The 26,575-nt window shown below is 49.4% G+C and carries 29 protein-coding genes; 10 read left to right on the top strand and 19 right to left on the bottom strand.

Translation table 11 applies throughout. The annotated features are described in order from the left end of the window. Nucleotides 1–16 precede the first annotated feature (16 nt). The 5 genes from IPP66_04030 (at nucleotide 17) to IPP66_04010 (ending at nucleotide 5,011) form a co-directional block, all read left to right on the top strand. Nucleotides 17–913: a hypothetical protein gene (locus IPP66_04030; protein MBK9924440.1), complete on the top strand. Its 897-nt coding sequence runs from the start codon at nucleotides 17–19 to the stop codon at nucleotides 911–913. Continuing rightward, complete coding sequence (locus tag IPP66_04025) at nucleotides 906–2,807, top strand: FHA domain-containing protein (GenBank protein MBK9924439.1); 1,902 nt, start codon at nucleotides 906–908, stop codon at nucleotides 2,805–2,807. Before IPP66_04030 ends, IPP66_04025 begins: the two co-directional genes overlap by 8 nt. A gap of 9 nt (nucleotides 2,808–2,816) precedes the next feature. Beyond that, the gene (locus tag IPP66_04020) at nucleotides 2,817–3,920 is read left to right on the top strand and encodes a serine/threonine-protein phosphatase (protein ID MBK9924438.1); all 1,104 of its coding nucleotides are present in this window, start codon (nucleotides 2,817–2,819) and stop codon (nucleotides 3,918–3,920) included. Between the two features lie 152 nt (nucleotides 3,921–4,072). Then, nucleotides 4,073–4,543, top strand: a complete 471-nt coding sequence (locus IPP66_04015) for a hypothetical protein (GenBank protein MBK9924437.1) — start codon at nucleotides 4,073–4,075, stop codon at nucleotides 4,541–4,543. 105 nt (nucleotides 4,544–4,648) lie between these two features. Beyond that, entirely contained in the window at nucleotides 4,649–5,011 is a 363-nt protein-coding gene (locus IPP66_04010; GenBank protein MBK9924436.1) for a cupin domain-containing protein, read from the top strand. 36 nt (nucleotides 5,012–5,047) lie between these two features. Here the strand turns inward: IPP66_04010 and rsmG are convergent, their stop codons facing one another. The 6 genes from rsmG to IPP66_03980 form a co-directional block, all read right to left on the bottom strand. Next, the gene (gene rsmG, locus IPP66_04005) at nucleotides 5,048–5,758 is read right to left on the bottom strand and encodes a 16S rRNA (guanine(527)-N(7))-methyltransferase RsmG (protein MBK9924435.1); all 711 of its coding nucleotides are present in this window, start codon (nucleotides 5,756–5,758) and stop codon (nucleotides 5,048–5,050) included. 78 nt (nucleotides 5,759–5,836) lie between these two features. Continuing rightward, complete coding sequence (locus IPP66_04000; protein ID MBK9924434.1) at nucleotides 5,837–6,826, bottom strand: DUF4349 domain-containing protein; 990 nt, start codon at nucleotides 6,824–6,826, stop codon at nucleotides 5,837–5,839. 144 nt (nucleotides 6,827–6,970) lie between these two features. Next, nucleotides 6,971–7,702, bottom strand: a complete 732-nt coding sequence (locus IPP66_03995; protein ID MBK9924433.1) for a metallophosphoesterase family protein — start codon at nucleotides 7,700–7,702, stop codon at nucleotides 6,971–6,973. A 1-nt stretch (nucleotide 7,703) separates the two neighbouring features. Further along, nucleotides 7,704–8,915, bottom strand: coding sequence for a bifunctional phosphopantothenoylcysteine decarboxylase/phosphopantothenate--cysteine ligase CoaBC (coaBC, locus tag IPP66_03990; protein ID MBK9924432.1), 1,212 nt, complete (start codon nucleotides 8,913–8,915; stop codon nucleotides 7,704–7,706). Nucleotides 8,916–8,976: 61 nt separating this feature from the next. After that, entirely contained in the window at nucleotides 8,977–10,017 is a 1,041-nt protein-coding gene (locus IPP66_03985) for a lamin tail domain-containing protein (GenBank protein MBK9924431.1), read from the bottom strand. A gap of 11 nt (nucleotides 10,018–10,028) precedes the next feature. Then, a complete protein-coding gene (locus IPP66_03980) occupies nucleotides 10,029–10,685 on the bottom strand; it encodes a hypothetical protein (GenBank protein ID MBK9924430.1) in 657 nt (218 codons plus the stop codon). A 241-nt stretch (nucleotides 10,686–10,926) separates the two neighbouring features. On the opposite strand from IPP66_03980, the gene IPP66_03975 reads away from it, so the two are divergent. Then, on the top strand, nucleotides 10,927–11,757 hold the full coding sequence (locus tag IPP66_03975; protein MBK9924429.1) for a pentapeptide repeat-containing protein: 831 nt from the start codon (nucleotides 10,927–10,929) through the stop codon (nucleotides 11,755–11,757). A gap of 6 nt (nucleotides 11,758–11,763) precedes the next feature. On the opposite strand, the gene IPP66_03970 is transcribed toward IPP66_03975, so the two are convergent. The 12 genes from IPP66_03970 to polX all read right to left on the bottom strand — a co-directional run bounded on the left by IPP66_03970 (nucleotide 11,764) and on the right by polX (nucleotide 20,755). Beyond that, nucleotides 11,764–12,222, bottom strand: coding sequence for an 8-oxo-dGTP diphosphatase (locus IPP66_03970; protein MBK9924428.1), 459 nt, complete (start codon nucleotides 12,220–12,222; stop codon nucleotides 11,764–11,766). A gap of 49 nt (nucleotides 12,223–12,271) precedes the next feature. Further along, nucleotides 12,272–13,381: an esterase family protein gene (locus tag IPP66_03965; GenBank protein ID MBK9924427.1), complete on the bottom strand. Its 1,110-nt coding sequence runs from the start codon at nucleotides 13,379–13,381 to the stop codon at nucleotides 12,272–12,274. Beyond that, complete coding sequence (locus IPP66_03960; GenBank protein ID MBK9924426.1) at nucleotides 13,378–14,433, bottom strand: saccharopine dehydrogenase NADP-binding domain-containing protein; 1,056 nt, start codon at nucleotides 14,431–14,433, stop codon at nucleotides 13,378–13,380. Before IPP66_03960 ends, IPP66_03965 begins: the two co-directional genes overlap by 4 nt. A 103-nt stretch (nucleotides 14,434–14,536) precedes the next feature. Then, nucleotides 14,537–15,031, bottom strand: a complete 495-nt coding sequence (locus tag IPP66_03955) for a ferritin (protein MBK9924425.1) — start codon at nucleotides 15,029–15,031, stop codon at nucleotides 14,537–14,539. Between the two features lie 35 nt (nucleotides 15,032–15,066). Beyond that, nucleotides 15,067–15,441, bottom strand: coding sequence for a DUF1232 domain-containing protein (locus tag IPP66_03950; GenBank protein ID MBK9924424.1), 375 nt, complete (start codon nucleotides 15,439–15,441; stop codon nucleotides 15,067–15,069). 82 nt (nucleotides 15,442–15,523) lie between these two features. Continuing rightward, on the bottom strand, nucleotides 15,524–16,498 hold the full coding sequence (locus IPP66_03945) for a ribose-phosphate pyrophosphokinase (GenBank protein ID MBK9924423.1): 975 nt from the start codon (nucleotides 16,496–16,498) through the stop codon (nucleotides 15,524–15,526). 134 nt (nucleotides 16,499–16,632) lie between these two features. Beyond that, the gene (locus IPP66_03940) at nucleotides 16,633–17,529 is read right to left on the bottom strand and encodes a DMT family transporter (protein ID MBK9924422.1); all 897 of its coding nucleotides are present in this window, start codon (nucleotides 17,527–17,529) and stop codon (nucleotides 16,633–16,635) included. Nucleotides 17,530–17,569: 40 nt separating this feature from the next. Next, nucleotides 17,570–18,040, bottom strand: a complete 471-nt coding sequence (locus IPP66_03935; GenBank protein MBK9924421.1) for an isoprenylcysteine carboxylmethyltransferase family protein — start codon at nucleotides 18,038–18,040, stop codon at nucleotides 17,570–17,572. Beyond that, entirely contained in the window at nucleotides 18,037–18,258 is a 222-nt protein-coding gene (locus IPP66_03930) for a hypothetical protein (protein MBK9924420.1), read from the bottom strand. Before IPP66_03930 ends, IPP66_03935 begins: the two co-directional genes overlap by 4 nt. 7 nt (nucleotides 18,259–18,265) lie before the next feature. Next, complete coding sequence (locus tag IPP66_03925) at nucleotides 18,266–18,520, bottom strand: hypothetical protein (GenBank protein MBK9924419.1); 255 nt, start codon at nucleotides 18,518–18,520, stop codon at nucleotides 18,266–18,268. Continuing rightward, nucleotides 18,517–19,023, bottom strand: coding sequence for a hypothetical protein (locus IPP66_03920; GenBank protein MBK9924418.1), 507 nt, complete (start codon nucleotides 19,021–19,023; stop codon nucleotides 18,517–18,519). Before IPP66_03920 ends, IPP66_03925 begins: the two co-directional genes overlap by 4 nt. Before the next feature lie 4 nt (nucleotides 19,024–19,027). Next, on the bottom strand, nucleotides 19,028–20,755 hold the full coding sequence (gene polX / locus IPP66_03915) for a DNA polymerase/3'-5' exonuclease PolX (GenBank protein ID MBK9924417.1): 1,728 nt from the start codon (nucleotides 20,753–20,755) through the stop codon (nucleotides 19,028–19,030). A 104-nt stretch (nucleotides 20,756–20,859) separates the two neighbouring features. Between polX and IPP66_03910 the strand changes: the two genes are divergently transcribed. The 3 genes from IPP66_03910 to IPP66_03900 all read left to right on the top strand — a co-directional run bounded on the left by IPP66_03910 (nucleotide 20,860) and on the right by IPP66_03900 (nucleotide 24,692). Beyond that, nucleotides 20,860–21,534, top strand: a complete 675-nt coding sequence (locus IPP66_03910; protein MBK9924416.1) for a response regulator transcription factor — start codon at nucleotides 20,860–20,862, stop codon at nucleotides 21,532–21,534. Nucleotides 21,535–21,602: 68 nt separating this feature from the next. Next, on the top strand, nucleotides 21,603–22,604 hold the full coding sequence (locus tag IPP66_03905) for a GHKL domain-containing protein (GenBank protein MBK9924415.1): 1,002 nt from the start codon (nucleotides 21,603–21,605) through the stop codon (nucleotides 22,602–22,604). Between the two features lie 213 nt (nucleotides 22,605–22,817). Continuing rightward, the gene (locus IPP66_03900) at nucleotides 22,818–24,692 is read left to right on the top strand and encodes an ABC transporter ATP-binding protein (protein MBK9924414.1); all 1,875 of its coding nucleotides are present in this window, start codon (nucleotides 22,818–22,820) and stop codon (nucleotides 24,690–24,692) included. A 42-nt stretch (nucleotides 24,693–24,734) separates the two neighbouring features. Here the strand turns inward: IPP66_03900 and IPP66_03895 are convergent, their stop codons facing one another. Continuing rightward, complete coding sequence (locus IPP66_03895; GenBank protein ID MBK9924413.1) at nucleotides 24,735–25,988, bottom strand: MFS transporter; 1,254 nt, start codon at nucleotides 25,986–25,988, stop codon at nucleotides 24,735–24,737. A gap of 43 nt (nucleotides 25,989–26,031) precedes the next feature. On the opposite strand from IPP66_03895, the gene IPP66_03890 reads away from it, so the two are divergent. Next, nucleotides 26,032–26,568, top strand: a complete 537-nt coding sequence (locus IPP66_03890; protein ID MBK9924412.1) for a class I SAM-dependent methyltransferase — start codon at nucleotides 26,032–26,034, stop codon at nucleotides 26,566–26,568. The last annotated feature ends 7 nt before the right edge of the window (nucleotides 26,569–26,575 follow it).

The raw sequence follows: 26,575 nt of genomic DNA, 5'->3' as shown, positions 1-26,575 counted from the left end.
CGATTGAGGTGGAACAATGAACTTTGATTTTGGGGAAGTATTGACCCGCGCGGGTCAAATTACGTGGAAGCACAAGGTTTTGTGGCTGTTGAACCTCTTGCCGATGGTTGTTGTGTTTTTGATCTTTCCAATTGTTTTCGTCTTCATCTTTTATGCGGAAAAGAATCCGCATGGTTTCACGGGCATCTCTTCCAACCCCATTTTTGTTGTGCTGATCATCTTGTTCGAGCTCATGCTCGTTCTCGGCAGTTGGATATTGAGCGCCATTGCTCGTTCGGCCACGACCGTGGGGGTGTTGCGTGCCGAGGAGGGGAACCCCGCTGTATCGTTCACGGAACTTCTGCGTGACGGTCTCCCCTATTTCTGGCGGCTCTTCGGCGTGATGCTTTTGATCTCGCTGACAATAGGGTTGGCTTTCTTTGCGATCTTCGGATGTATCATGGCCTTTTCTTTGATGACGATGGGCATGGGAGCGATCTGCGTCCAACCTCTAATGTTGTTGATGATGCCTGTTTCACTTCTGACGATGGCTCTCATGGAACAAGCGGAAGCCGCGGTGATCGCAGATAATAAGTCGGTGATGGATGCCATCAAGTATGCCCTCGATCTCGTGAAAGCCCATGTTTGGAAATATGTGTTGATCACACTGATTTTGTATTTTGGGACGATGCTCATTTCGAGCGTTATCATGGTCCCGTTGATGGTTCCGTTCATGGGGCTTTCGTTCATCGGTTTTTCATCCAATGAACCTTTTGGCTCCTCCATGTGGATGATGGGTCTCTTCATGCTGATCTTCATCCCCATCATGGCATTCGTGCAGGGCATCATCGCTACTTTTATGAAGTCAGCACTTACGGTGACCTATTTACGTCTGACTCGTTCTACTCCTCTCCCCACGAGTGTGGATGCCTAAACTCGCCCGCCTCTTTCTGACCTTTATCCTGCTTGCTGGAACCTGGACCTTTGTCCACGCCCAGACAGCCGCTTCGGCAGAGATCTTGCAGATCAATGCTGATGAATTCCCGCGCATCTCCACACTTGTGGATGTATACGATGCGAACGGTGAGTTCATCTCTGACATTCAAGCCTCTGATATCACTGTCTATGAAGATGGTCAGGAAAATAGAGTGGACGCACTTACCGAATCCAGCGTGCCGGTGCAGATGGTGGTGGCGATCAATCCGGGTCCGCCCATGTCTGTCCGTGACTCGAACGCCGTCCCGCGCTTTGACCGTGTACTGGAGGCGTTAAGCACTTGGGTCAACGCCCAGCCTGCCGAATCACAAGATGACTTAAGCCTTGTCTCTTTGTCCGGTTCGCTCATTAACCATTCGAGCATCAAAGATTGGTTCGTGAGTTTGAATTCCTTCAAACCCGATTTTCGCAACTCGACGCCCAATCTGCAAACCCTGTCTATTGCATTGGATACTGCCAGTGCCTCCACGCCGCTTCCTGGTATGAAGCGCGCCGTGTTGTTCATCACCCCGCACATGGATGATCCCAACATTGATAACACCATTGCTCCGCTCATTCAGCGGGCCATTGATTCGAAGGTGCGTGTCTTTGTCTGGTTCATTGATGCAGAAGAGTTCAATGTCACTGCCAGTGCGAATGCCTTCAAAACACTTGCGCAACAAACAGATGGTGCGTTCTTTTCCTTCTCTCGAAACGAAATCTTTCCAGACCTGAATTTGTATCTTGCGCCATTGCGTCATATCTACGAATTGACGTATTCATCCCTGTTGACGACCCCCGGTGACCACACGCTGGGTCTCTATGTCAAAATACAAGATGTGACCATTCCCGCACTGGATAAACCGTTCAGTGTAGATGTCCAGCCGCCCAACCCGATCTTCATTGCACCGCCTTTGCAGATCACGCGTCAGGCTCCGGCCGATGATCCTTACAACGACGAAGCATTGTCGCCTTCGCAGCAGATTATTGATATCATCATCGAATTCCCCGATGGGCACAAACGCGACCTCAAACGCACTACTTTATATGTGGATGGACAAGTCGTTGCCGAGAATACCAAAGCGCCCTTCGATAAATTCCTGTGGGACCTCAGCACCTATAACGATAGTGCCCAGCATGAGATCGTCGTCGAAGCGGAGGATGTGCTTGGCCTGAAAAAATCGAGCATCGGCATCCCCGTCTCGTTCATGGTTATTCATCCGCCCAGTGGTTTGCGCGCCTTCCTCATGCGGTATAGCACGCAACTCATCCTGGGTGCCATCGTATTTGCCGGGCTGGCACTCTTGATCATTTTGTTGCGAAGCCGAGTACGGAATGTTCCAGAGAGCAAACGTAAGAAGGCGCGTAAGGCAAAAGAAGACCCGTTGACGCAACCTGTTGTAGCCTTGACGGAGCCTTCTGCCGCCGCTACAAAAAGAGTGAAATCACAGCCACGCTTTACTTGGATGAGTGCCCCAAAACAAAGCCGTGTGCCTTTAGCTCCTGCCTATCTCATCCGCTTGACGAATGGAGGCGAACCTGCCAGTGTTGCGCCAATTTCCATTGTGGAAAAGGATATGACATTTGGCACAGACCCAGTACAATCGATGTATGTGCTTGATGACCCATCCATTTCGCCGTTACATGCCCGCATTAAACAGACAGGTGACGGAAACTTTGTTATCATTGACCAGAACTCGATCGCTGGCACATGGGTCAATTATGAACCGGTTACACGCGAAGGCGTCCGCTTGAAGCATGGAGATAGGATCCACTTTGGGCGTTTGACCTATCGCTTTGATCTGAATCAGCCTCCAGTTGAGTCTGAACCGAAAGTTATTCCGCAAAAATAATCCTATTTTATGATCCGTACATCACGCGCTCATCTGAACGTTGAAGCACATACCCATCCGGGCATGACGGGCAAGAACAATGAAGACCGTTATGCTGTGGCCTCGTTCCACGTCAGCGAAAAGGACCGCACGCCTGTATTGTTCGCGGTGCTCTCCGATGGCATTGGCGGGCATAAGGGTGGTGAGGTGGCGGCAGAGCTTGCCGTCAACCACATCATGCAGAACATTGCCAAAGGTGATGGAAAGTTCTCGCGCAACATGGTCGAAGGGGCGGTCAATGAAGCCAGCAGTGCCATTGCCGCACAATCTTCAACGAATGAAGATCTCAAAGGCATGGGGGCTACTTGCGCCCTTGCATGGATCATCGACAATAAACTTTACACCGCTTATGTGGGAGACTCGCGCATTTACCTGATGCGCGGCGGGCGCATTCAACAACTGACAACCGATCATTCGTGGGTGCAGGAAGCCATCGAGAAAGGCATCCTCACGCCTGAATTGGCACGCGAACATCCGAACGTGCATGTTATTCGTCGCTATCTAGGTTCGCCTGTGCCGCCTGAGCCTGATTTCCGCCTCAACCTTTTCGATGGCGAAGGCGCGAATCATTCAGAGAACAATCAAGGCACACTACTACAACCGAACGATGTGTTGCTCCTTTGCACCGATGGCCTGACCGACCTTGTGTGGAACGATGAGATCCTCGAAGTGGTGCGCACTCGTGCAACCCTCAAAGAGGCCAGCCGTGCATTGGTCGATCTTGCCAATGCCCGTGGCGGACATGACAATACGACTGTTGTGTTGATCGGTGCGCCTGCGGATTTCAAATCGAAAGCCGACCAGCAAGACCAGAAAGATTTTGACTGGTTCCCGTGGGTGATCGGTATAGTTGTGGCCCTGTTTATCATCATCGTTCTCGGCTCCATTATGACCTTTGGCCTGCTTCGCCGCAACGGAACCGTGACCGCTACCTCAGCCGTTCCTGCCGCCCCGCTCGTGACAGAGACTCCCTCACCTCAACCCTTGCCAACTATTACTCCCACTGAAACCGTTGCACCCGATGTTGTGGTTCCTACCATCACTCCCTGGCCGACAAATACGACTGCACCATAGTTGGGTGGTTTTGTTTAGCACTTTGGAAGTTTTGCAAAAGAAAATTAAACTCTGAAATAGATAAAACTAAAAAGGCGCATATTGTGATAAATTATTTGGCCGTATTGCCAGAATAGGGTCTTCAATTCTTGAAGGGCTATTGAGAGGTAAAATTGTCAGAAATCTATTGCGGGAATTGTGGAAATGTTGTCCAACCTAAAGATCGTTTCTGTCAAAAATGTAGTTTTCCATTGGAGCTAGAAACTGACAGGACAGAAATTTCCCAACCTACAGAGCTTGTACGAGGTAATTGTTTGTTTTTTATGCTTATTAGTATGCTTATTACTAGCCCACTCGTGGCAATTGTTTATTTCATTAGTATCACTACAACAGTTGGTCCTCCCTTGTCCAATATGCCAGCATGGATCATTTTTCTCTTGGGAATAGGAAGTATTGCTCAGTTTATATTTGCCATGGCGATTTGGAAATGGAAAAAATGGGGAATGTATGGTCTGGTTGGATTATCAATCATCGTTTGTTTTATCAATTCGATTTATATCAACAATCAGTCAGCTATATTAGGATTAGCGGGTGCCGCAACCATTGCTTTTCTTCTGAGAAAATCTTGGAATCAGATGGGATGATGGTTGCCTTTATTCTAATTCCGAGCCAGTTTCTTCCCATCTGTCAGTGCCGATAACCGTTACAAGTTGAGCGTAATCGAAGCGAACTCTAAAAGGAGTTATCCCATGCCCGTTAAACATTCCCAAGATGTCGAATCAAAAAATGTAGCCGCAGGTAAAGACACGACCATTCAAGTCCTCATCTCATCACAGGAAGGTCCCAACTTCGCCTTGCGGAAGTTCTCCATGCAAAAGGGAGGTGGGATGCCGCGCCACACCAACACGCTCGAACACGAGCAATACGTCCTGCGCGGCGAAGCGACCATCACCATCGGCGATGAGACCCATCTCGTCAGAACAGGAGATGTAGTCTTTATCCCCGAAGGCGCGATTCATTCGTATGAGAATACCGGCGAAGAACCGTTCGAGTTCCTTTGCATTATCCCCAACAAGGAAGATACGATCACGATTGTAGAAGAAAATTGTTGATAACGTAGGGACTGGCAGCTGCCAGTCCTACAGAATTTATAACGGCTGTTTCGTCGGTATCCCCGGCTTGCGCGGATAGTTCGGCGGCGTCGCCGCAACCTTTTCCACGATCACAAGATAACGATCATCGGCTACCCCCGGTAAATTGACCGGGATCAACTGCTCCAATTTCCCACCCAATAATTTCATCGCCTTCTCTGCGGACTGCGCTTCGGCGGGTCCGGTTTCGCCTTTTTGCGCGAGCATCCGTCCGCCGATCTTGACCAGCGGGATCAAGTATTCGCTCAATACATTGAGTTGCGCCACTGCGCGTGCCACCGCCCAATCGTATTGTTCACGGTGCTTTGAGTTTTGCCCCAAGTCCTCTGCACGCTTGTGGACAATATCCACATCCTCCAGCTTCAGCGTGCTGACGATGTGCTGGCAGAACATGGCTTTCTTGCCCACCGACTCGACCAATGTCAATTTCATGTTCGGGTAAAGGATCTTGAGCGCCAGCCCCGGGAAACCAGCACCAGTCCCCACGTCAATTAAGCGACCTGGCGGATTGGCCTTCCATGCCTGAACACATGAGAATGAATCCAAAAAATGTTTTGTGCGGATGGACTCCACGTCACGGATGGCGGTCAGATTGAATTTCTGATTCCATTCCATTAATTCTTTCTCGTATGTGATGAGCGACATCACCTGTCGCCCGGTCACATGGACATTGAATAATTCCAGCGCATCGTGAATGAGTTTTTCCATTACGAGGATTATACCGCCCAGAACGGAATAAAAAAGACCGCCATTTCTGACGGTCTTTCAGATGAATTTGTGAACTTACTACTTCTCGTCGTTCGTAAATGCCTTCGATTTTCTGACCCTGCGATACACTGCGCGTCCACCGATAAAGATTCCGTAAAATGGAACGGCGATTAAGATCATAGCGGGAAGATAGGAAAGAACAAAGCGGATCAGGAAACGAGCGAAACCTTGCGTGAAGCTGATCAGGTCCTGCACGGCGTCACTGGCTGTACCTTGTAACTTCCAGCCGCCAACCTCGATCGGTTTGACCTTTTCCTCTGCTACCAGCGTAATGCTGATCGCTGAAAGGGCAGCGGATTCTTCGTAGTACTTCATTTGTCCAACCAGTACTTCGATCTCAGTTTGGATCTGTTGCAACTGGGTATAAACAGCCAACGTATCTTCTGTGGTCTCAGATTGGTCAAGGATCTCAAGCAGTTTCTTTTCAGCGGCTTTCTTGGCCGAAAGGCGGGACTCTAAATCCACATATTGGCTGGTCACATCTTGTCCGGAACGATTCTCGTATTTGACGTCAATCGCACCTTCCTTGATGGATGCTAAAGCTTCATCAAGTTTATCTGCTGGCACACGGATCACCAAACTACCTTCCGGTACTTCGATCTCATTGGGCCCGTAAGAGGATTGATACAAGTTCGATGAAACAACGAAGCCGCCCATCTTGAGAGCCAGATCCGAAATTTCTTTCATGCGAGTCTTCGGGTCGATGACAACGATGCTCATGTCCACATTTTGGATGATGAGACGTTCTCCCTCGGCTAAGTTGGATGTGGCAGTTGTTTCCTCATAAGCAACAGAGTCTGTAGCGTAGAAGTCCATCGCTGGGGCAGCGGCAGGCGCCTCAGCCATCATGATCTCAGGTGAACCTCCGCCATAGCCTCCATCCAAACTGCGGGAAACACTGCTAAAAGAGCTACCACCCATTGGCATGAAGACCCCATAGGATGCAATGCCAACCAGCGATAATACAACCACAGTTGTCAGTGCGATCGTGATCAAAGTCCTTTTCATTTTTCTACTCCTTCATGAATATAAGATGATTTCACTTTATAGACGAATCGTCCAAAAGAAAGTTCCTAACCCCCATATACAGCACATCCCCATTTTCTGAAGAATTTCAGCAGAAAATGGGGATGTGTCGAAAGCAAGTAGAGGCTACCACCCCTCAGCAAGCCGTATCGCGTGTTTCTCAGGCAGGCCTGCATCGCGGATGCGTTGTTGTACCTCGGGGATGTTATATGCCGCGCGACGCGGTGCCCAGATATTTCCCTCTGTGTCGTAAATGGCATACGCGGCACGTGGATCGCGGTCACGTGGCTGGCCCACCGAGCCAGGGTTCAAGATCGCCCGAGGACGCAACATATAATGTTCGCCCGAGCGGATCGGAGCAAGACTCACACGGTCTGTGTTCGTGTCCAATTGGAACATGCACTGCAAATGCGAGTGTCCCACAAAGCACCAAGGCGTTGTGAAATGATCGAAGTTCAAACGCGCCGAAAGCGTGTTCAAGATATATTCCCAAACCGAATCGCGCGGGCTTCCATGCACAATGCTCACATCGCCACGTACCTTCAAGTTGGAAGGTAATGATTTCAAAAAGTCCATGTTCGAGGCGGTGAGTACCTTGTCATGATATTCAAGCGAACGGCGTGCATCACCATTGAACACATCCAGCGGAATTTTTCCGATGGCGGCCATATCATGATTGCCGAGAATACAAACAAGGTTGGGGATATCCCGAATCTCCTCCACCACAGCGTTTGGGTCAGGCCCATACCCAACCATATCCCCCAAGCACCACGTCTCATCCACCGGGCCTGCATCTTTGAGCACGGCCTCTAACGCGGTGTAATTTGCATGAATATCAGATATTACCAAAATGCGCATATCACTCCAACAGCGCCGCAACGCGTTCCACAATGATCTCGGCCGCTTCGGTCTTGCTCATCAAGGATAATAATTCCTTTTGCCCATTGGCAAATAAAAGTGTGATGCGGTTGGTCTCGACAGAGAATCCGGCATCGGCGGCGGAAATGTCGTTTGCGGCGATCAAATCCAGTTTCTTGGATTGTAACTTATTTGAAGCGTTTTCAAGAAGATTCTGGGACTCTGCCGCGAACCCAACCACAACCTGTTTTCGCTTCATTTTGGACCGTAAGCCTGCCACTGCTTTCAAAATATCTTCTGTCGCTTCAAGCTCTATCTGCGGAATACCACTTTCTTTCTTGATCTTATTCTCCGCAATATCTTTTGGACGAAAATCGGCCACTGCCGCGGCCATGATCAACACATCGCTTTCAGGAAATTCCTTCAACACAGCATCCAGCATTTGCTTTGCGGTCTGCACGTGGACGACCATTGTACCAACTGGTGGTGTTAATTTCGTGGGAGTTGTAACCAATGTAACTTCTGCGCCAGCGTCCAATGCGGCTTGAGCGAGAGCATATCCCTGCTTACCAGAAGAGTGATTGGTAATTACGCGGACGGGATCAAGTGGTTCTTGAGTCCCTCCAGCGGTGATTAAAACTTTTTTATTGGCGAGCAGGCCTCGGCGTCCAAGAATGAGGCGGATGTGTCCGATGAGTTCAGATGTTTCGGGCAGACGTCCGATTCCCGTGAGCCCTGACGCGAGATGTCCCTCTGCAGGTTCGATGATGGTTGCATCACGTTTGCGGAGGGTGTCCAGGTTTTCTTGAGTCGCAGGGTGATCGAACATACCACCGTCCATGGCGGGCGCGATGAAGAGCGGAGACGTGGACGCCAACGCTGTCACAGTAAGTAACGTATCCGCCTGTCCGTGCGCGAGTTTGGCAAGCGTGTTGGCGGTGCATGGGGCGATGACAAGCAGGTCGGCATGATGAGCGAGGCTTACATGCAAAACATGCGCTTCATTTCCCCACAAGTCTTTGTCAGTATATGCGCGTCGTCCCGTAACAGATTGAAAGGCGAGCGGCGTGACGAAATTTTGTGCTGAGCTTGTAAGGATCACATCTACTTGTGCGCCAGCCTGCGTGAGTTTGGATGCCAGGTCTACAGCTTTGTATGCGGCAATGGACCCTGTTACGCCTAACACGATATGTTTACCAGAAAGTACTGTCATAGGTTCATTATATACATCTTCACAAAAAACGGCAGTCACTTTTACGGTGACTGCCGTATGTTTAGTATGGAGCCTCTCCTGGCGATCCATACGGGACCTCACGCCAGTTATCTTCGCTATCGGCTACCGTAGGAATAATGCGCTCGATGGAAGAACATTCGTGCAGGTCGAGAGGCAGGTTGTCAAGATAGTTATCTTTCACATCTGTGACATACTGCGCCGCTTTGGGTGTGCCATATGTTGAGATAGTCTCTTGGATGACACTGGGGCCACCCTTGTAAAGGACAAGCACGTCGCGCCCATCTCCGTCACCGACAATGCTGGATGCATCGTCGCCAAGTGAACGACTTTCTGCCGCTGTCAGGATGACAGTGTTGGCAGAGATCGCATACGGTTGTGCGTAAGGGAATTCGCCATCGGCATAGCTTGGCGAGAGGATCAAGGCATATCCTTTTGAAGGGATGATGGTTGAACTCAAAATGAGACTGCCCGCCAGAGGCTTGGCAGGGTTACGTTGGGCCCACGATACGATCTGATCGGGGGAGCCAGTTCCGCCGGTATCGGTAAGCCACCAGCCACTCACGTCCACGGGTTGATCGCCGAAGTTGTAAAGTTCAACATATTCATTCCACTTTTTGAACTCGATACCGCCGCATGGGTTTGCCATCACTTCGCTAATGATGATGGTCGGTTGAGTGGTCACTACAGAAATAGGAATGACGGAAACATCTGTTGGTACAGTATTGTTCCCTGTTGATGCGCTATCGTCCAGCACAATGCATTGATGTGTAATGGGGATCTGTACGCTGGGCGTCCCTGAAGAAATGGTCACTGAAATAGTGACAACTGCCGGTTGAGAAGGAGCCGTGAAGAAAGCATTCAGTCCAGGAGGGGCAAAGGAAATACTTCCTGCGCTTGCTTCCCAACTGACAACCGCATTCGGTGAAATAACGCCATCCAAGGTGAATGGCATTTGCTGGTTGACCTGCATCTTGCAATCCTTGGGCAGGATGGACACTGTGTTCGTGGGCGTTGCTACGTTTCCACAGGCGGCCACGAGGAACAACGAGGCGAAAAGGAGTAAAGCGATTTTGCTTGACATTCGATGCCCCTTTATGGCTTTATAACTTGCACGTTGAGTGAAAACACAGAACTCTGATTACAGAAATCCTGGGAGGCTTGTAGGGTCAACATGCCGACCCCGGGCTCTCCTGACAACTTGACAATGATTTCACAGCCACTGCTTGAGCCGATCGTTTCGAACGTCTCTCCAATGTACTGCCATTTGCAAGAAAGGATGGCATCCTTCTCAAATGGTGCGGCAGTGACGGCAAGAAACTCATCAGGCGATGCTGTGAGTGTATCGTTTGGGCGGTAGATTTGGTCCCGTCCCTGCACGCTGAAATTTACGAGGTTTGGTGGTTGGCAGGCTGGGAAGACGATCACCAACGCGCCGAGTGAGATGCTGAAGATTAAAGCCAATACTCCAAGTGGGATACCGGTAATGAAAGTCCGCACTGTTTCAGATGCCACGATCGGTTTGAACGGCGGGACTTCGATTCCAAGCCGCAGGAGTGCCAAAAGTCCACTGCTGAACACTGCGCTGAAAGCGATTAGAGCTTTTTGTGGGTCAGGGCTTTCACCCAACCATACAATGACCGAACGAGGGAAGAGTAATTGCAAACGCACAGCCATTAATGCCGCCACCCCCAAAACGAACATCAGGCCCAACCCACGGAGAATTTCGAAAGGTTCGCGTTTTCTATTCATAACAATCTCATTACAAGTAACACGGATTATAGTCACCGAGTTAACCGCCATACTTTATAGGGACTTAACAAAAGAACGAATCTTGCAAGTTAGTAAGGTGTATGATGTGAGTTACATCGAAATTGTGCCCGGTATTCGATTTTCGCAGATGGGTTTTGCCCTAAATTGGAACTTGTCTCATGCTGGCACAGAGTCTATAATCAACCCGTTGGGTAACATATGCTGGCATTAGAGGTGCAAAATGAAATTTTCTCACTATGAACTCTATGATTTGATCAATCGTCCTGGCCCACTATGGCTGGCAAATGCGGACTTGAGCGGGGCGAACTTGCGTGGTTTAAACCTGCGAGGGGTCGTTCTAAGTGGAGCCAACCTAACCAGAGCGGTTCTTTCCAGTGCGCAATTGATCGAATCAGATCTGAGCGACGCCAACTTGAGCGAAGCCACCCTGACAGAGATCAATCTCAGTAAAAGTAATATGATGCGCGGAGATTTTACCGGGGCCAGCCTCGAAGGTGCCAACTTAAGCGACACCAACCTGGGTGGCGCCAAATTGGGGCAGGCAAATCTAAGCGACGCCAACTTGCGCGATGCCAACCTGAGAGGCGCAAAACTTATCCGAACCAATTTCAGCCGCGCCAACCTTCAAAGGGCGAACCTGGGCGGCTCTGATATGAGTGATGCCCGTCTGGTGGAAGTGAACTTGAGTGAAGCCAGACTCATCAAGGTGATATTGACTGGGGCCAACCTCAACAAAAGCAATCTGCAAGATGCCGACCTGAGCAAAAGCATCATGACCGGCGCAGACTTGAACAAATGCATCTTGATCCGGGTAGACCTCAGTGAGACGAAACTCTCCAAGGCTGATCTCAACAACGCCAACCTAAGCAATGCCGACCTGAGCAATGCAGATTTGCGCGGAGCCTTTTTATATTCGTCAAATTTAAGCAATGCTAACTTGAGCGGAGCCAATCTTTCCGATGCCGACCTCGGCAAAGCCACCTATACGGCTGAAACCATCTGGCCTGAAGGCTTCAACCCAGTGGAAGCTGAGGCGATTTTAGTTTCGTAAAACCGTTTAGTGAAAAACAACCTCGTACTCGCCCATTACATCCCCGTCATAAGCAAACCTGGCTGAAAAGATCTTTCCCTCCTCGAGCCACGGCAAAAAGATGTGGTCACTTTCCCATAGGTTTAAACTGGTGAGCTTGTCATCGTCCACCCACTCTAGCCTCCCCTCAGGAGAAGATGCGCTCAGTTCCCCCTCAAAATCCTTTGCCGTAAAAACAAAGACGTACCAATCGTTGCCTTTGAAATTCGTGAAGACAAGCAATCCATGATACTGGGGTTTGTGGATGAAAAGCCCCGCCTCTTCCTGGACCTCACGTCTGACACACATCTCAGGCGTTTCCCCCGCCTCGAACTTTCCTCCCAAACCATTCCATTTGCCTTCGTGAATATCGTTGGGTTTCTTGTTGCGGTGGACCATCAAGGTCTTCCCCTCGTGTTTGACGTAACAAAGTGTGGCAAGGATCATATCCATGCATTGTACGTTGGCTTTGAAAAAAGTACCAGCTGCTTATAGGCTAACCTTGCGACGGGAACATCACTTCCAATCCGCGCCAGATATCATCACGCCATGCGGTGTAGTTGTGACCGCCAGAGAACTCACGGTATGTGACGTTGTATCCGTTCTCTTTCAATAAAGCGGACATGCGCCGATTATCTTCCAATAAAAATTCCAGTTTGCCGGCATCCATCCAGATCTGAAGCTCATGTGCGTGTTTGTGGCGCACGAGATCCACAGTTGCAAAGTCGCGACCATCCATTGAAGAGACGCCCGACTGGCTCAATACTTTCCCGAAAATATCCGGCATGCGCAAGCCTGTATATAGGGACATCAATGCACCGGCTGATGCTCCCAGCACACCGTAGGAACTGGGATATTGTTTTATATCTAATAAGTTGAGTTGTTCTTTCGCTACAGGTAGAACGAACTGTTCCACCCAATGGAGTGTGGCATCGGAACAGGCATATTCCACACTGCGCCAGCGTCCGCCACTGGGAAGGAATGCCATCGCGATCGGGCGGATGCGTTTATCGGCGATCAGGTTTGCCACGATGGTGGGAAGTTTCCCGCGCTGAAGATAATCCTGTCCGTCGTAGACAACTAACAATGGGACAGGCTCCTTGACCGGCGGGCGATACAAATAGATGGTGCGCTCGTAATCATCGCGGAGCATGCCTGTATCCACAACATGACTCGTCAACGCGCCGATGGGAATATCTGCGCGGCGCATGGCGAATGGAGATGGCATGGTCTCGGGCATGTAAAAATAATTGTTGCGCCCGCCCAGGCCGTTGTTGACACTTTTTTTATTGAGAGGGTCGAGGAAGTTCTTCTGTGAAACGGGGTCATGGAATGTGTATTCCACATACACATCGCGCGGAAGGCTGAGGGTGCAAGACCAGATCGATTTCGCTGTATCAGGGATCAGTCGAGGAGAGACGCGTTTGAATCGTTTGGGCTCCGAATCCCATTGGTTAAAGTCCCCGATCAGATGTGGCGCGGAGTCGCCCTCCCAAATGAAAACAGCATGGTCGATATCGACAACCGGGTTGCCATCTTTGAATGCGCGTTGGATGAGCGAGTTCGATATGGTGGTTGATTGTGTAGGTCGATCTGTTCGTCTCAAGTTAAATCTTCTCGTTCCACTCCATCGAATTGCAGGATAAAGTCTGCGCCATACGCGAGCGATGGAGTTTGAAATCCTGTTTTGAAGTTGCCATTCAAAATGCGTTTCATGATCTCGATGGTGGTCAATGCAGTGATGCGATAACCTTCAGGGACTCGCAACTTTGCACGCACAACTTGATCTGCGTTACGCATCTCTCCGACCATCAGGTTGAATCCTGTTTCGTTTTGCTTTTTCGTAGGCCCGTGCGGATTCGCCCAACGGATGACCCATTGTAGAATGTTGCGTGCGATTCGGGTATAGAGCAAAGGTCCGATAACGCGTGTTAATTGCAATACAAAAATGGCACTGGGCTTTACTGCGAAATATGTTTCGATGTTCGGCACGCCGGTGCTGTGATATGCAGTGGAGACATCGCCCCATCCGATCGAAACACATTTTGTGGGGCCGCGTCCAAAATCCTGTTCAAGGACTTGCCATGCGGGTGGTACCTGCACGATCTTCCCATCTTTGCGGATACGTCCTTGCCGATGCATGTTCTCGATGCCCGATAGCGCCGTGCCGCGCGAGACTCCACCACCAACACCGCGAATGAACAAACGGAAGTGTGTGGCTGTGGGTAATTGTTGATGCATATATGCCGCGAGACAATCAGATGGGACAATATCAAACCCGCCGCCGGGCATGAGCATGATGTTTGCCTGCTTTGCTTCATCATTCATCTTTGCCAATGCCTCGAAGCCCTCAATCTCTCCACTGATATCCACATAGTGACGCTTCGTGCGAATGCATGCCTCCGCCATCTGACGGAACGTCAACACGAACGGACCGGCGCAATGAAGCACCGCATCCACTTCGAGCAAGGCAGAATCCAATTTGTCTGTTTCATCAAGTGAGAACGCGCGACATTCGAGGTTGTATTGTTCCGCCTGTGCGCGTAATTTCTTTTCATCACGCCCGGCAAGAATGGGGCGCATCCCCTCTTTCGTTGCCAATTCCACAATGAGTTGACCTGTGTATCCATACGAACCGTAGATGAGAAATGTTTTCATAGACTGTCTCTCGCGCTGAGCGGAGCGTAGCGAAGTCGAAGCGCCATGTTTCGTTCAGGCAGAATAAAAAGACCCTGAGGAAATCCTCAGGGTCAATTGTAAGCTACTCGCCTTTGCGTTTCGACAAACGATGGTCGAGTTGCAACACAGCGGTTTCGCGTGCTTCGATCATCTTCAGACTGGCAACGATCTCTGCCGCGTTCTTCTCTTCTTCCACCTGTTCGCTGATGAACCACTGCAACATCACCTGCGCGGGGTAATCCTTTTCCTTCAACGCCAGTTCATACAGCGCATAAATGGATGTGGTCACCTTGGCCTCGTGTGCGGCAATTTCTTCAACCACTTCTAGGTTCGAGGTCCATTCTGTCTTCGGCGCGTCAATAGCTTTCAGTTGGATACGTCCGCCGCGCTCGAGGATGAAATCATAGAACTTCATCGCGTGCTCGCGTTCCTCGTCCGCTTGGGTGCGCATCCAATTCGCGAAGCCGGGCAGGTTCTTGTCCTCAAAGTACGCCGCCATCGAAAGGTACAGGTACGACGAGAACATTTCCTTGTTGATCTGTTCGTTCATTGCATCTTGCATAGGTTTTCCAATCATGTGAGCCTCCGTTACTTCTATTATATGCATCAGGGTTAGAATTTTATAAGACGAAGGACACCGATCAGGACAATGATCCACGCCAGAATGATGACAGCGACTCCGATATACCCTACGCTTCTTTCTGGACCTTTGGCCTGCTTCGCTTTTTCCCGGGCTTCTTCCAACACCTCAGCAGGGACCAACTTCACAGCCAGCCATAATCCGCCTGGCGTGATGATGAGATCATCGAGATAACCGAGGATGGGAATGAAATCGGGGATTAGGTCAATGGGGCTGAACGTGTGTGCCACCACAAAAAAGATCAAAGCCTTTGCATACCAGGGTGTGCGCGGATCTTTCGCCGCAAGGTACACTGCGAAGGCTTCGTTCTTCAACGCGCGTGCGCGGGATTTTAATTGTTCGAACATGTTCTGTAGGGGCGGGGTTTCCCCGCCCATTATGTTGAATGGCGCACGTGGGGCGAGAAGACCTCGCCCCTACAATCAATGATCAATCTCCAAATACAAATAGATCGTTGATGGATTCGTGATTGAGGTTATGTCGTATCGCATCCGCAAAGACTGGCGCAACGGATAACACGGTTAACTTCGGATGGCGTTTCTCCAGCGGGATGTGGACCGTATCTGTTGTGACGATCTCGGTGATCTCTGGGAGAGCCGCCAGTCTCTCCAGACCTCCACGTGTGAATACGCCGTGTGTGCAGACGACAGTAATATCCTCCACGCCTTCTTCGATCAAGACACGGCTTAATTCGTCAATGGAGCCGCCGGTGGCGATCTCGTCATCATAGATCAATGCACTTTTGTGCCCGTTGACTTGGTTGCCCACCAATCCGCTGATCTTTACCTGTGTATCGGAAATGCGTTCCTTGTTTCCTGCCGCGATCGGCAGATTCAGGCTTTTTGCAAAACGTGCCGCAGACTTGGCTGAGCCCATATCCGGCGCTACGACGATGTGCTTGCTCAGGTCGCGTTTTTCAAGGTGTTCGCTAAAGACCGGGCGAGCGCTTAGCGGATCGGTCGGAACGGAGAAAAAGCCGTGCACTTGAGGCGAGTGAAGCATCATACTCATTACATGCGTAGCTCCGGCGGTCTTCAACAGGTCTGCCACGAGGCGGGCTGTGATGGAAATACGGGCGGCGTCTTTTTTGTCCGAGCGGCCGAATGAATAATAAGGGATGATAGCATGGACTTCTGTGGCCGCGGCGGCGCGCGCAATATCGAGCATCATCAACAGTTCCATCAAATGGTCATTGACCGGTTGTGAAAGCGACTGCACGATATACACACGGCGATAGCGCACTGTGGCGCCAAGCTGGATATAAAGGTTGTCGTTGCTAAAGCGGGTGATGTGGGTGTCATCCAGTGGAACACCAAGATCGCTTGCGATATTTGCGGCAAGTGCTTTGTTTGAACTGCCACTAAAAAAACGGACTTCCTCTGCGGGAATAGAAGAATTTGTCATACATTAATCCTCGTTACAATATTTTTTGGGTAAAGACGTCCCATCTTACACCTACTTCCATGGATTTGAAAGATGATGTTCAATACACTTACGTTAGAGTTTTCCATACTACCATAAATGCAAAGATACATTCATTACGTTGTAAATAATACGGCTACTCCCACAATGGCAAGGACTGTCCCTGCTACTGCCTGCCAGCCAACCTTTTCCTTGAACACAAAATAACTGAACGGCAGGACGATCACCGGCGGCAATGCCATCAATGTGCTGGCCACACCGATCTCTGCATGTTGCACAGCAAGCAGGGATGCCGAGACGCCCAATAACGGTCCTACCACTGCACCAAGCGCGATCAAACCTATGACGCGAGGCTTCTCCCGTAAGACAGTGATGGTTTCCCCGGCCTGACCTTGGATAATGGTCCATGCCCAGGTGAATAGCGTCGCCGCAAACATACGGATGGCATTCGCTTGAAATGGTGAGAATCCATCGAACATTCCTTGTTTCGAAAGGACAAGTCCCACTGCCTGACCAAGACCTGCCAACACACCAAAAAGTACACCGCGTTTGGTGTGTCCATGTGGGGTGCCGGGCGGCTCTGCATGCGACATAACCACCCAACCGATTCCCGCCAATGCAAGGACAATACCTGTGATCTGCAACGCGCTTAAAGTTTCGTGGAAGAAGATCCAGGCGATGACCGAGCCAAAGATGGGAGCCAGGCTCAAAAGTAGACTTCCGAGGCGTGGCCCGACAGAGACAAGCGACTGAAAGTAGAAGGCGTCCCCTAGCGAAAGTCCGATGATGCCGGAGAGCCCAAGCCATATCCAACGTGATGGATCTGCTGAAAATGGCAATGGCTCGCGAAAGAGGATGAGATTCAAGATCAAAAGATAGATCAAAGCAAATAGAAGGCGTGCTCGGTTGGTCACGTGTGAGCCGACCTTGCGCCCGGAGGAGGCGAAGATCAGTGATGTAAAAGCAAAAAAGAACGATGTCGCCAATGCGGCGGCTTCACCGATGAAGTCCATATGGGGAATCCTTTAGTTGAAAAAATACTGGGATGAAAGTTTACTTGAATTTCGGGATCCAACGCGGAACTTGTTTTAAATAACTTTCATAGGTCGCGCCGAATTTCTTTTTGAGAGTCGATTCTTCGTATAGGGTTATAAATAAATGTGTTGCGATGAAAAAGATGAGTGGTGCAACGATCAACGGCAGTGAAGGTGACCAGAGTATCCAGCCGAACAGGCCTGTTAATCCTGCTACATACATTGGGTTGCGGACGTAACGATACAACCCGACAGCCACCAATTCCTTTGGCGGGTCAATGGGAGCGGGTGTGCCTCTCCCGTTGACAAGAAAATTCCAGAAGCACCAAAGCATCCCTACGCTACTGGCGACCCATAACGGGATGGCGAGATAACGGAATGATCCAGTTGCAAACACCTCTACGTCAGTTATTGAAGGCCAGTAAGGGAAATAACCGATCAACAACCCCGGCACAAGAACGAGGAAGAGAACGGATTTTAAGAGTTTCATTCCAGCGTATCTGTTCTTGTCACTTGATATACAAGCACCGCAATCGCCGAGAGGAACCATATCCCGCCGCCCAACCCGATGACCCAGCGCGGGATCACCCAACCGAAAATGTCGATGGGAAAGAACCCGAAATAGATCAAGAGAACGAAGCTGCTCAAAAGAGCGTCCACGGCGCTGACGATGATAAGGAGCTTGCGTTTGTTGATCTTGGAGTCCATTTTGTTTCTATCCAGAATCGTTCTGTGAAACGTCAAATTTCTTGAGTATATCTTTTAGTGTCAACGCAGAGACCTGTGCGAGTAGTCGTTGTCTTTCTGGGCGGGACAGGACAACATTCTCTTCGTTCAGCGCACTTTCAAAAGCCTTCATCATGATTTCGGAAATCTGCTCGTTGACATTTGCTGAAACTTTTTTGTACATGCGCTCTTTCAGGTTTTCATAAGAGCCAGGGACCTGTTGATCGCCGAAAGGATTTTTCATCTCTTTTTCCTGTTCTTTTTGATTTTATTTATCAAAGAAGCATAATCATTGATACTTGACCAGATTAATAAGGATGGTTGATGGGTTTGCCCATAAATAATCCCATAGATTCTGTGAAAGAATGTTAACTTGTTTCGTGTGACTATGATACTGGCTCTTTCTCCAACACGAAGCCCAAAAGGCTTGGATGAATAAATCTCAACAATATCTTCCCAATTTACAGTTAGCTTCTTGAGGAAAAAAGTAGTTTGGATGCCGTCATCATTTGCGCTGATTTCTGGGAACAGATAAGAAAAAAAGACAAAAACACAAGTTGACCATACCCCAAAACCAATAAATTTCCAAAATAAAGTGATGGCTTCTGAAATCTTATTATCAATAAGATGGGAAATGAAGCCGATAAAAGATATCAAGCCTACAATAGCGAACAATAATGAAAAAACAATAAACATCCAATGAGTGAGTTTATATAAAAACTTATAGGTGTATTTTATATTGTTCAACTTTTTACCCTCTTTTCTTCAACCACTTCACCAACTTATCCGCTGACCAGGTATTGATAACGTCATTCTTCGTCAACCCGGCGCGCCTTGCGATGGCAACACCGTAATGAAGCAGATCATAATCCTCTTCAGAGTGAGCATCGGTGTTGATGCTCAATAGCACACCCAACTCTTTTGCGCGGCGGGCGTGGGCATCATCGAGATCGAGGCGATATGGACTGGCACTCATTTCCATTGCCACGCCTGACTTTGCCGCGGCTTGCAGAATGACTTCCATGTCCAAATCCGCGCCTTCGCGGTTGGGGATCTCACGTCCCGTCGGGTGACCGATGATGTCCACGTGTGGATTGTTCACGGCTTTCAACAAACGTTCCGTAATTTTTTCACGTGGCTGGCGTAAACTGGAATGTAACGAAGCTACCACTAGATCGAGCGAAGCCAGAAATTCATCAGGATAATCCAACGAGCCATCGGCTTTGATCTCCACTTCGCTGGAGTGCAAAATAAGGATCTCGTCGCCGAGTTGCTTTTGAATCTTTTTGATCTCCGCCGCCTGTTGCTTATGCCGTTCAATGGATAAGCCGTTCGCCACGCCCAGACTCACCGAATGATCTGAGAACACGATCACTTTCAAGCCGCGTTTGATCGCGGCCTTTGCCATATCAAGCATACTCAACTTGCCATCACTGTAATTCGAGTGCATGTGCAAATTGGACTTGATGTCTTTCACTTCGATCAACTTCGGCAGTTTGCCCGCCTTTGCCAACGCCACTTCATCACGTCCCTCGCGTAGTTCAGGTGGCACCCATTGCAAGCCGAGCGTCTCGTACACTTCCTCTTCGGTCGCGCAGAAAATTTCCTTGCCGCCCTTGACCTTCTTGAACGAATGATCCGAAAGCGACAGTCCTTTATCGAGCGCGAGTTGCCGCAACAACACATTGTGATCCTTCGAGCCCGTTGCATATTGCAACGCCGTCCCAAACTCCTGCGGCGGATGCACCCACACTTGCGCACGGACTCCGTCCGTGAATTCGATGCTGGATTTGAATTCGCCTTTTCCCAATACACGACTCACACCGGGTAGATTGACAACCGCCTCCATGACGGGAGCGGAATCTTTTGCTGCCACTAAAATATCCAAGTCACCGACTGTCGAACGCATCCTTCTTAAACTGCCAGCTGGTTCAGCGGCGACGACTCCCTTCACCTTTTTGAGAGTCTTGACGATCTCCTGTGCAAGTGGATACGCTCGCCCGATGGAAATCCTCCCTGACCTGCGGGATAAGGATGCAATCCCTTCGATGATGGCACTCTCGGACTTGGCGCCCATGCCGGGGAGGTCGCGAAGCTTTCCGTCTTTCGCGGCAGACTCAAGGTCAGAAAGAGCCGTGATGCCCAATGTCTTCCAGATCATCGCGATCTTCTTCGGTCCCATGCCAGGGACGGCAAGCCATCCTGCTAATTCTTCAGGCACTTCCTTTTTGAGCTTTTCCAGAAATTCAAGCTTGCCTGTGTTGAGTAGCTCATCAATTTTTTCTGAAATGGCTTTGCCCACGCCGGGGATATCTTCAAGTTTGCCCTCTTTCCAATATTCGGAGGCTTCACGCCCCAGGCTCATGAGACTTTCGGATGCTTTGCGATACGCAAGTGTTTTGTAAATGATCTCGCCCTTGATCTCGAGCAAGTTACCAATAAGAGTAAATATATCTGCGAGTTGACGGTTGTTCATCATAACGATAATCCTTTCGTTGTGTAGATTATACGCTGAACCTGTATGCTCTTTAGTTCATGTTCAGTTTACAAAAGTAAAGTATGATTTTGTTGGAAAAGAATTTTATGAGCAAGATATTAATTGTAGACGATGATGCCCATATCCGTGAATTGGTGCGGGTCTTTTTACGGAATGATGGCTTTGAGATCTTTGAAGCCGCAGATGGCGTGGAAGCGCTGTCCATTTTGGATTCCACCAAAGCGGACTTGGCTGTCATTGACATCATGATGCCCAAAATGGACGGTTGGGAATTGTGTCAGGAGATCAAAGCCAGTTTTGATATTCCCGTTTTGATGTTGACCGCCAAAGGCGAGACCAGCCAAAAATTGAAGGGATTCCAACTCGGCACGGACGATTATTTGGTCAAACCATTCGAGCCGTTGGAGATGGTGGCGCGTGTCAAAGCCTTGTTGAAGCGATACAAGATCGAAGCATCGCAAACAGTCCGTCTGGGCGAAGTGATGTTGGATCAAAAAAGTTATCAGGCCGTTGTGGATGGTGAAAATATAACACTGCCGCTCAAAGAATTTGATTTACTGTTCAAGTTGGCGAGTTACCCTGGGCGCACTTTTTCACGTGAGCAATTGATCGAAGATATTTGGGGCTATGAATTTCACGGCAACGACCGCACATTGGACGTGCATATTTATCGTTTGCGTGAACGGTTTCCTGAAGAGAAATATTCTTTCAAGATCGCCACCATTCGTGGTCTCGGATATCGCCTGGAGGTAGCTGCGTGAAAAGAAGTCCGAAGCAACGTTTCTTGGGGTTTCTCTGGTTCCTTTTTGTGCTGACGTTTGTCAGTGTTATGGTGACAGTTACCTTTTTTCTGACTGGCTATGTTTACACATTGCTTCACTGGCAGGCTCCTCCATTATTTATTCAGATCGCCAACACGCTGTTAGGCTTATTTTTTGCTGGCTTGCTATTTGGGATTGTCGGTAAGTTTGCTCGTGTACGCGGTTGGTTCCCAGAGATGAATATCTTTGCTCCCATTCTTGATGCACTCGAACGAATTACCCGTGGCGATTTCAGCGTACGTTTGTCACCCGATGAAGCAAGAGATAATCCCATGATGAGTAAATTGACAGATAGCGTAAATAAAATGGCAAGCGAACTTCACCAATGGGAAAGCACGCGACAGGAATTCATCTCCAATGTGTCGCATGAGATCCAATCGCCACTCACATCCATTCGTGGGTTTGCGAAAGCATTGGAAAACGATGAACTGACTATCGAAGAGCGTCATCATTATCTCAACATCATCGAAGATGAAAGTATGCGTCTCTCGCGTATCACAGAAGATTTGCTCAAGATGGCTTCTTTAGAATCAGATCATCTTGAGTTTGAGCCGAAGACATATCGTTTGGATAAACAACTTCGAAGTCTGATCCTTGTCTGCGAACCGCAATGGAGCGAAAAATCCATTCAAATGGACGTCTCTCTCGACGAGTTGGAGATCATAGCCGATGAAGACCTGCTCAGCCAGGTGTGGATCAACCTCCTGCACAACGCGATCAAATTCACGCCGCAGGCTGGTTTTATCAAAGTGACCTTATCTCCCCGTGACTCTTTTGCCGAAATCCGAATCTCTGATAATGGCATCGGCATTTCCGAAGAAGACCGCGAACGCATCTTCGAGCGTTTCTATAAAGCTGATAAATCTCGCACGCGTGCCAGTGGCGGCAGTGGACTTGGACTTTCCATCGTCAAAAAGATAGTTGACCTGCACAATGGGACGATTAAAGTAGAAAGCGAGCAAGATAAAGGAACAACCTTTATTGTCAATTTACCACAGACACATATATAACAAATATAAAGAGTTGACCGAATAAAAGTCAGAACGACCTCGTTGAATAAATATAACGAGGTCGTTTTTTTCTTCTCTGTCAATTCACACTCAGTTTACAGAGACATTTTATGATGTACGAAGAATAATAAATATGCTCGTAAGCAAAGTCTCTGAAAGGAATTTTATAAAATGGAAAATCGTTCCAACCATCGTGGACGTGAACGTCACCCGATGTTCAATCAAGAAGAACAGACAATATCTTTCAAGGAGATCAACTGGAAGCGTCTGCTTGGTTATTTAACTCCCTATTGGGGCAAAATGGGGCTGGCTCTGCTGGCGTTACTGGCTTCCAGCGGATTTGGTCTCGCCTTCCCGTTGGTGATCGTGCGCCTACTGGATTCCGTGACTCAAGCCAAAACGTTTGGCCCGCTCAATAATCTGGCGCTGTTGTTGATCGGTATATTTTTGTTGCAAGCGCTGTTTACATCCGTGCAATCATATTTGCTCTCGTACGTTGGCGAGCATATCGTCTATGACTTGCGCACATCGCTGTACGCGCAATTGCAAAAACTCTCGCTCAGTTTTTACTCGTCACGCCGCGTGGGAGATATCGTCTCGCGCCTCTCCAGCGATGTAACGCAAATGCGCACAATGTTAACCGGCAATCTGACTGGTTTTCTTAGCCAGGTAGTAGCTCTGATCGGTTCCATCATTATTGTATTGACGATGAATACACGTCTTACGCTCTTTATCCTTGCGCTGGTCCCTGTGTTGATCGTGGTCGCTGGTGTGTTTGGCAGTCGTTTGCAAAAAGCCAGTACCACCATTCAAGATGAATTAGCCGATTCAACCGTCGTTGCCGAAGAAGGTTTACAAGGCATTCGCGTCGTAAAAAGTTTTGGGCGTGAAACCTACGAAGTCAATCGCTATAGCAATGCCATGGAAAAAACTTTCAAGGCTTCCTTGCGCATGGCAGTATATAGTTCCGCCTTTCAAGCCTTGATGATGTTCCTCGGTTTCAGTACCATTGCCGCCATCATGTGGTACGGCGGGCGTGAAGTCATCTCGGGTCATCTCACGCTGGCGATGATCACTGGCTTTCTCATGTACGGCATTTCCATCGCCGCCAGTCTCGGTGGGATGGCGGGGCTCTATGCCCAACTTCGTTCTGCGATCGGTGGTGTACAGCGCGTCTTCGAAATTCTCGATACCACACCTGCGATCCAGGATGAACCGAATGCGACAGTCATGCCGCCTGCGTTGGGTCACATCAGTTTTGAAGATGTCTCGTTTACCTATGATGGACAAGCACACGTCTTGCATAACGTTTCATTGGATGTCAAAGCCGGTGAGATACTTGCGCTGGTTGGACCCAGCGGCGCAGGTAAGAGCACTATCTTCAATCTGATCCCGCGCTTCTACGACCCGACCGATGGGCTGATCCGTCTCGATGGGCTGGATCTCCGCTCAGTAACTCAGCAAAGTTTGCGCGAACAAATTGGTATCGTCCCGCAAGAGACGATCTTGTTCGGCGGCACGATCCGCGAAAATATTTTGTACGGTCGCTTGGATGCCACCGAAGAAGAAATGATCGAAGCCGCCAAAGCTGCAAACGCCCATGAATTCATCATGGCATTCCCGAAGCAATACGAAACCATCGTCGGTGAGCGCGGCATGAATCTCAGCGGCGGACAACGTCAACGCATTGCGATTGCGCGTGCCATTCTCAAAGACCCCGCCATTCTTTTATTGGATGAAGCGACCAGTTCACTCGATAACGAATCAGAAGGTCTGGTGCAAGAAGCGTTGGATCGTCTCATGCAGAACCGCACGACAGTCATTGTGGCGCATCGCCTGAGCACGATCAAAGTCGCGCATCGTATCGCAGTCTTGGACAAAGGCCGCATCGTGGAATTGGGGACGCATGATGAATTGATGGAACTCAACGGGCTGTACGCGAAGCTCTACTCCATGCAATTCCGTGACCCTGAAGAAGAACTCTCGACACTAAAAGCGAAAGAATCTGTGTCACAAAGTCGGTATGAAGAAGAAAAAGCCCAAAAAAGACCAACAGGACTTCTCAGCACCATTTTTGGTGGAGACTAACAAGAAGAACTCCCGACATAAACTGTCGGGAGTTCTTCTATATCAATTTGCGGCTAGTACTTTTTCTGGCACATCCAAAGTTTTCAGCTTTCGCATCTCGGGGAAGAGACGTGCAATCGTCAGCACTACAACGATCGTACCGATGCCTCCGAATACTACAGCACCGACAGGTCCCAGTAACGATGCGGCTACACCCGATTCGAATGCACCTAGTTCATTGGATACGCCAATGAAAATACTGTTGACCGATGAGATGCGTCCGCGCATGTGATCGGGGGTATGAGTCAACAACAGCGTGCCGCGAATGACAACGCTGATGTTATCCAACGCGCCGAGGCTGGCGAGCATGAGTACCGAGAGCCAGATCGATTTGGAAAGCCCGAATACAATGGTTGCGATCCCAAAGCCTGCAACTGCGTACAACAATGTTTTGCCTGCCTGCTTCATCGGTGGGACGTGGGCAATGACAAACGCCATAAGGAGCGCACCAGCAGATGGCGCGGCGCGCATAATGCCATATCCCAGTGAACCGACCTTGAGGATATCCGTTGCGTACACAGGGAGTAACGCGACTGCACCGCCGAACAACACAGCAAACATATCCAGTGTGATCGCGGCGAGGATCACCTTTGTGTCACGCATGAATTTGAGACCTTCGGTCAGGGATTTCAACGTGGCTGATTTTTCTGCCAATGCCAGATTACGTCCCTTGATCATGGACAATAAAATCACAAAGATGATGGCCGCAGATGCGGCGAAGATGTAGATAAATGTCACAGCGTTGAAAAAACCAATTAAGACGCCTGCAAGCATAGGGCCAGTGACCGATGCGGCATGCCAGGCACTGGTATTCCATGTAGCGGCGCTGGCAAACAGATGTGGCGGAACTGTCTCGGGGACGAGAGTCGAAGAGGCTGGTTCATGAAAGGCACGCGCAACGCCGATCACAAACAGAAGCGTATAGATCAAGTACAACGGTCCTGCGGTATAAGAAAGCCAACCCAAGCCTAAAACACATAACGCGATAATGATTTCTGTAGTGACGACAATACGCCTGCGGTTGTATTGGTCTGCTACATGGCCTGCGGGAAGTGAAAGCAAAATGACGGGGATAACCTGTACCAACCCCACCATGCCGAGTGCGAGTTCTTGATTTGTGCGAATCCATATCTCCCAACTGATGGCAGCTGTGAGCATTTCGTTGCCGAACGCTGTGATAAAGCGACCAATAAGCAATAACCGATAATCTCTGTGGCGCAGAGCCGCGTAAGGATCGTGCCGTGTGTTCGATGACATATATACCTGTTCTCTATGGGATGCTGTATGATACCATTCTCGCATGGAACATACTGACCACGTTGAACTTTTGCGTCCTGCGAATTTATCACAAGGTATTTATGCGGACTTCGGCGCGGGAAGCGGCGCATTTACCCTGGCACTGCGTGAATTGGTTGGACTCGACTCAACCATCTATGCCATCGACAAAGACCGCTCCTCCCTCAAGGAATTGGAAGCCAATCACCGTGCCCGCTTCAATACGACCCGCAACCTGATCCTGCTCAAAGATGACTTTTCCCTCTCTCAAAGCATGCCTCTGCTTGATGGCATTGTGATGGCGAATTCCCTGCACTTCTTCAAGGACAAGGAAAAGATCCTCCGCCACGTGCGCGCACACCTCAAGCCCAATGGCGCGTTGTTGTTGGTCGAATACAACGTGGATGTGGGCAATATGTGGGTCCCTTACCCGATCTCGTTCAATGTCTGCCGTGTATTGGTGAAACGCGTAGGCTTTACGGAGCCAAAATTGTTGGCGAAAACACCGTCACGTTTTTTGAACGAGTTCTATTCTGCAGTAGCCTATCGGGAACAGAAATGAAATTTTT

The organism is Candidatus Defluviilinea proxima (assembly GCA_016721115.1).
Classification (GTDB): Bacteria; Chloroflexota; Anaerolineae; order Anaerolineales; family Villigracilaceae; genus Defluviilinea; species Defluviilinea proxima.
The sequence above is the reverse complement of the archived record's forward strand: the minus strand, read 5'-3'. Positions and strand labels throughout refer to the sequence as shown.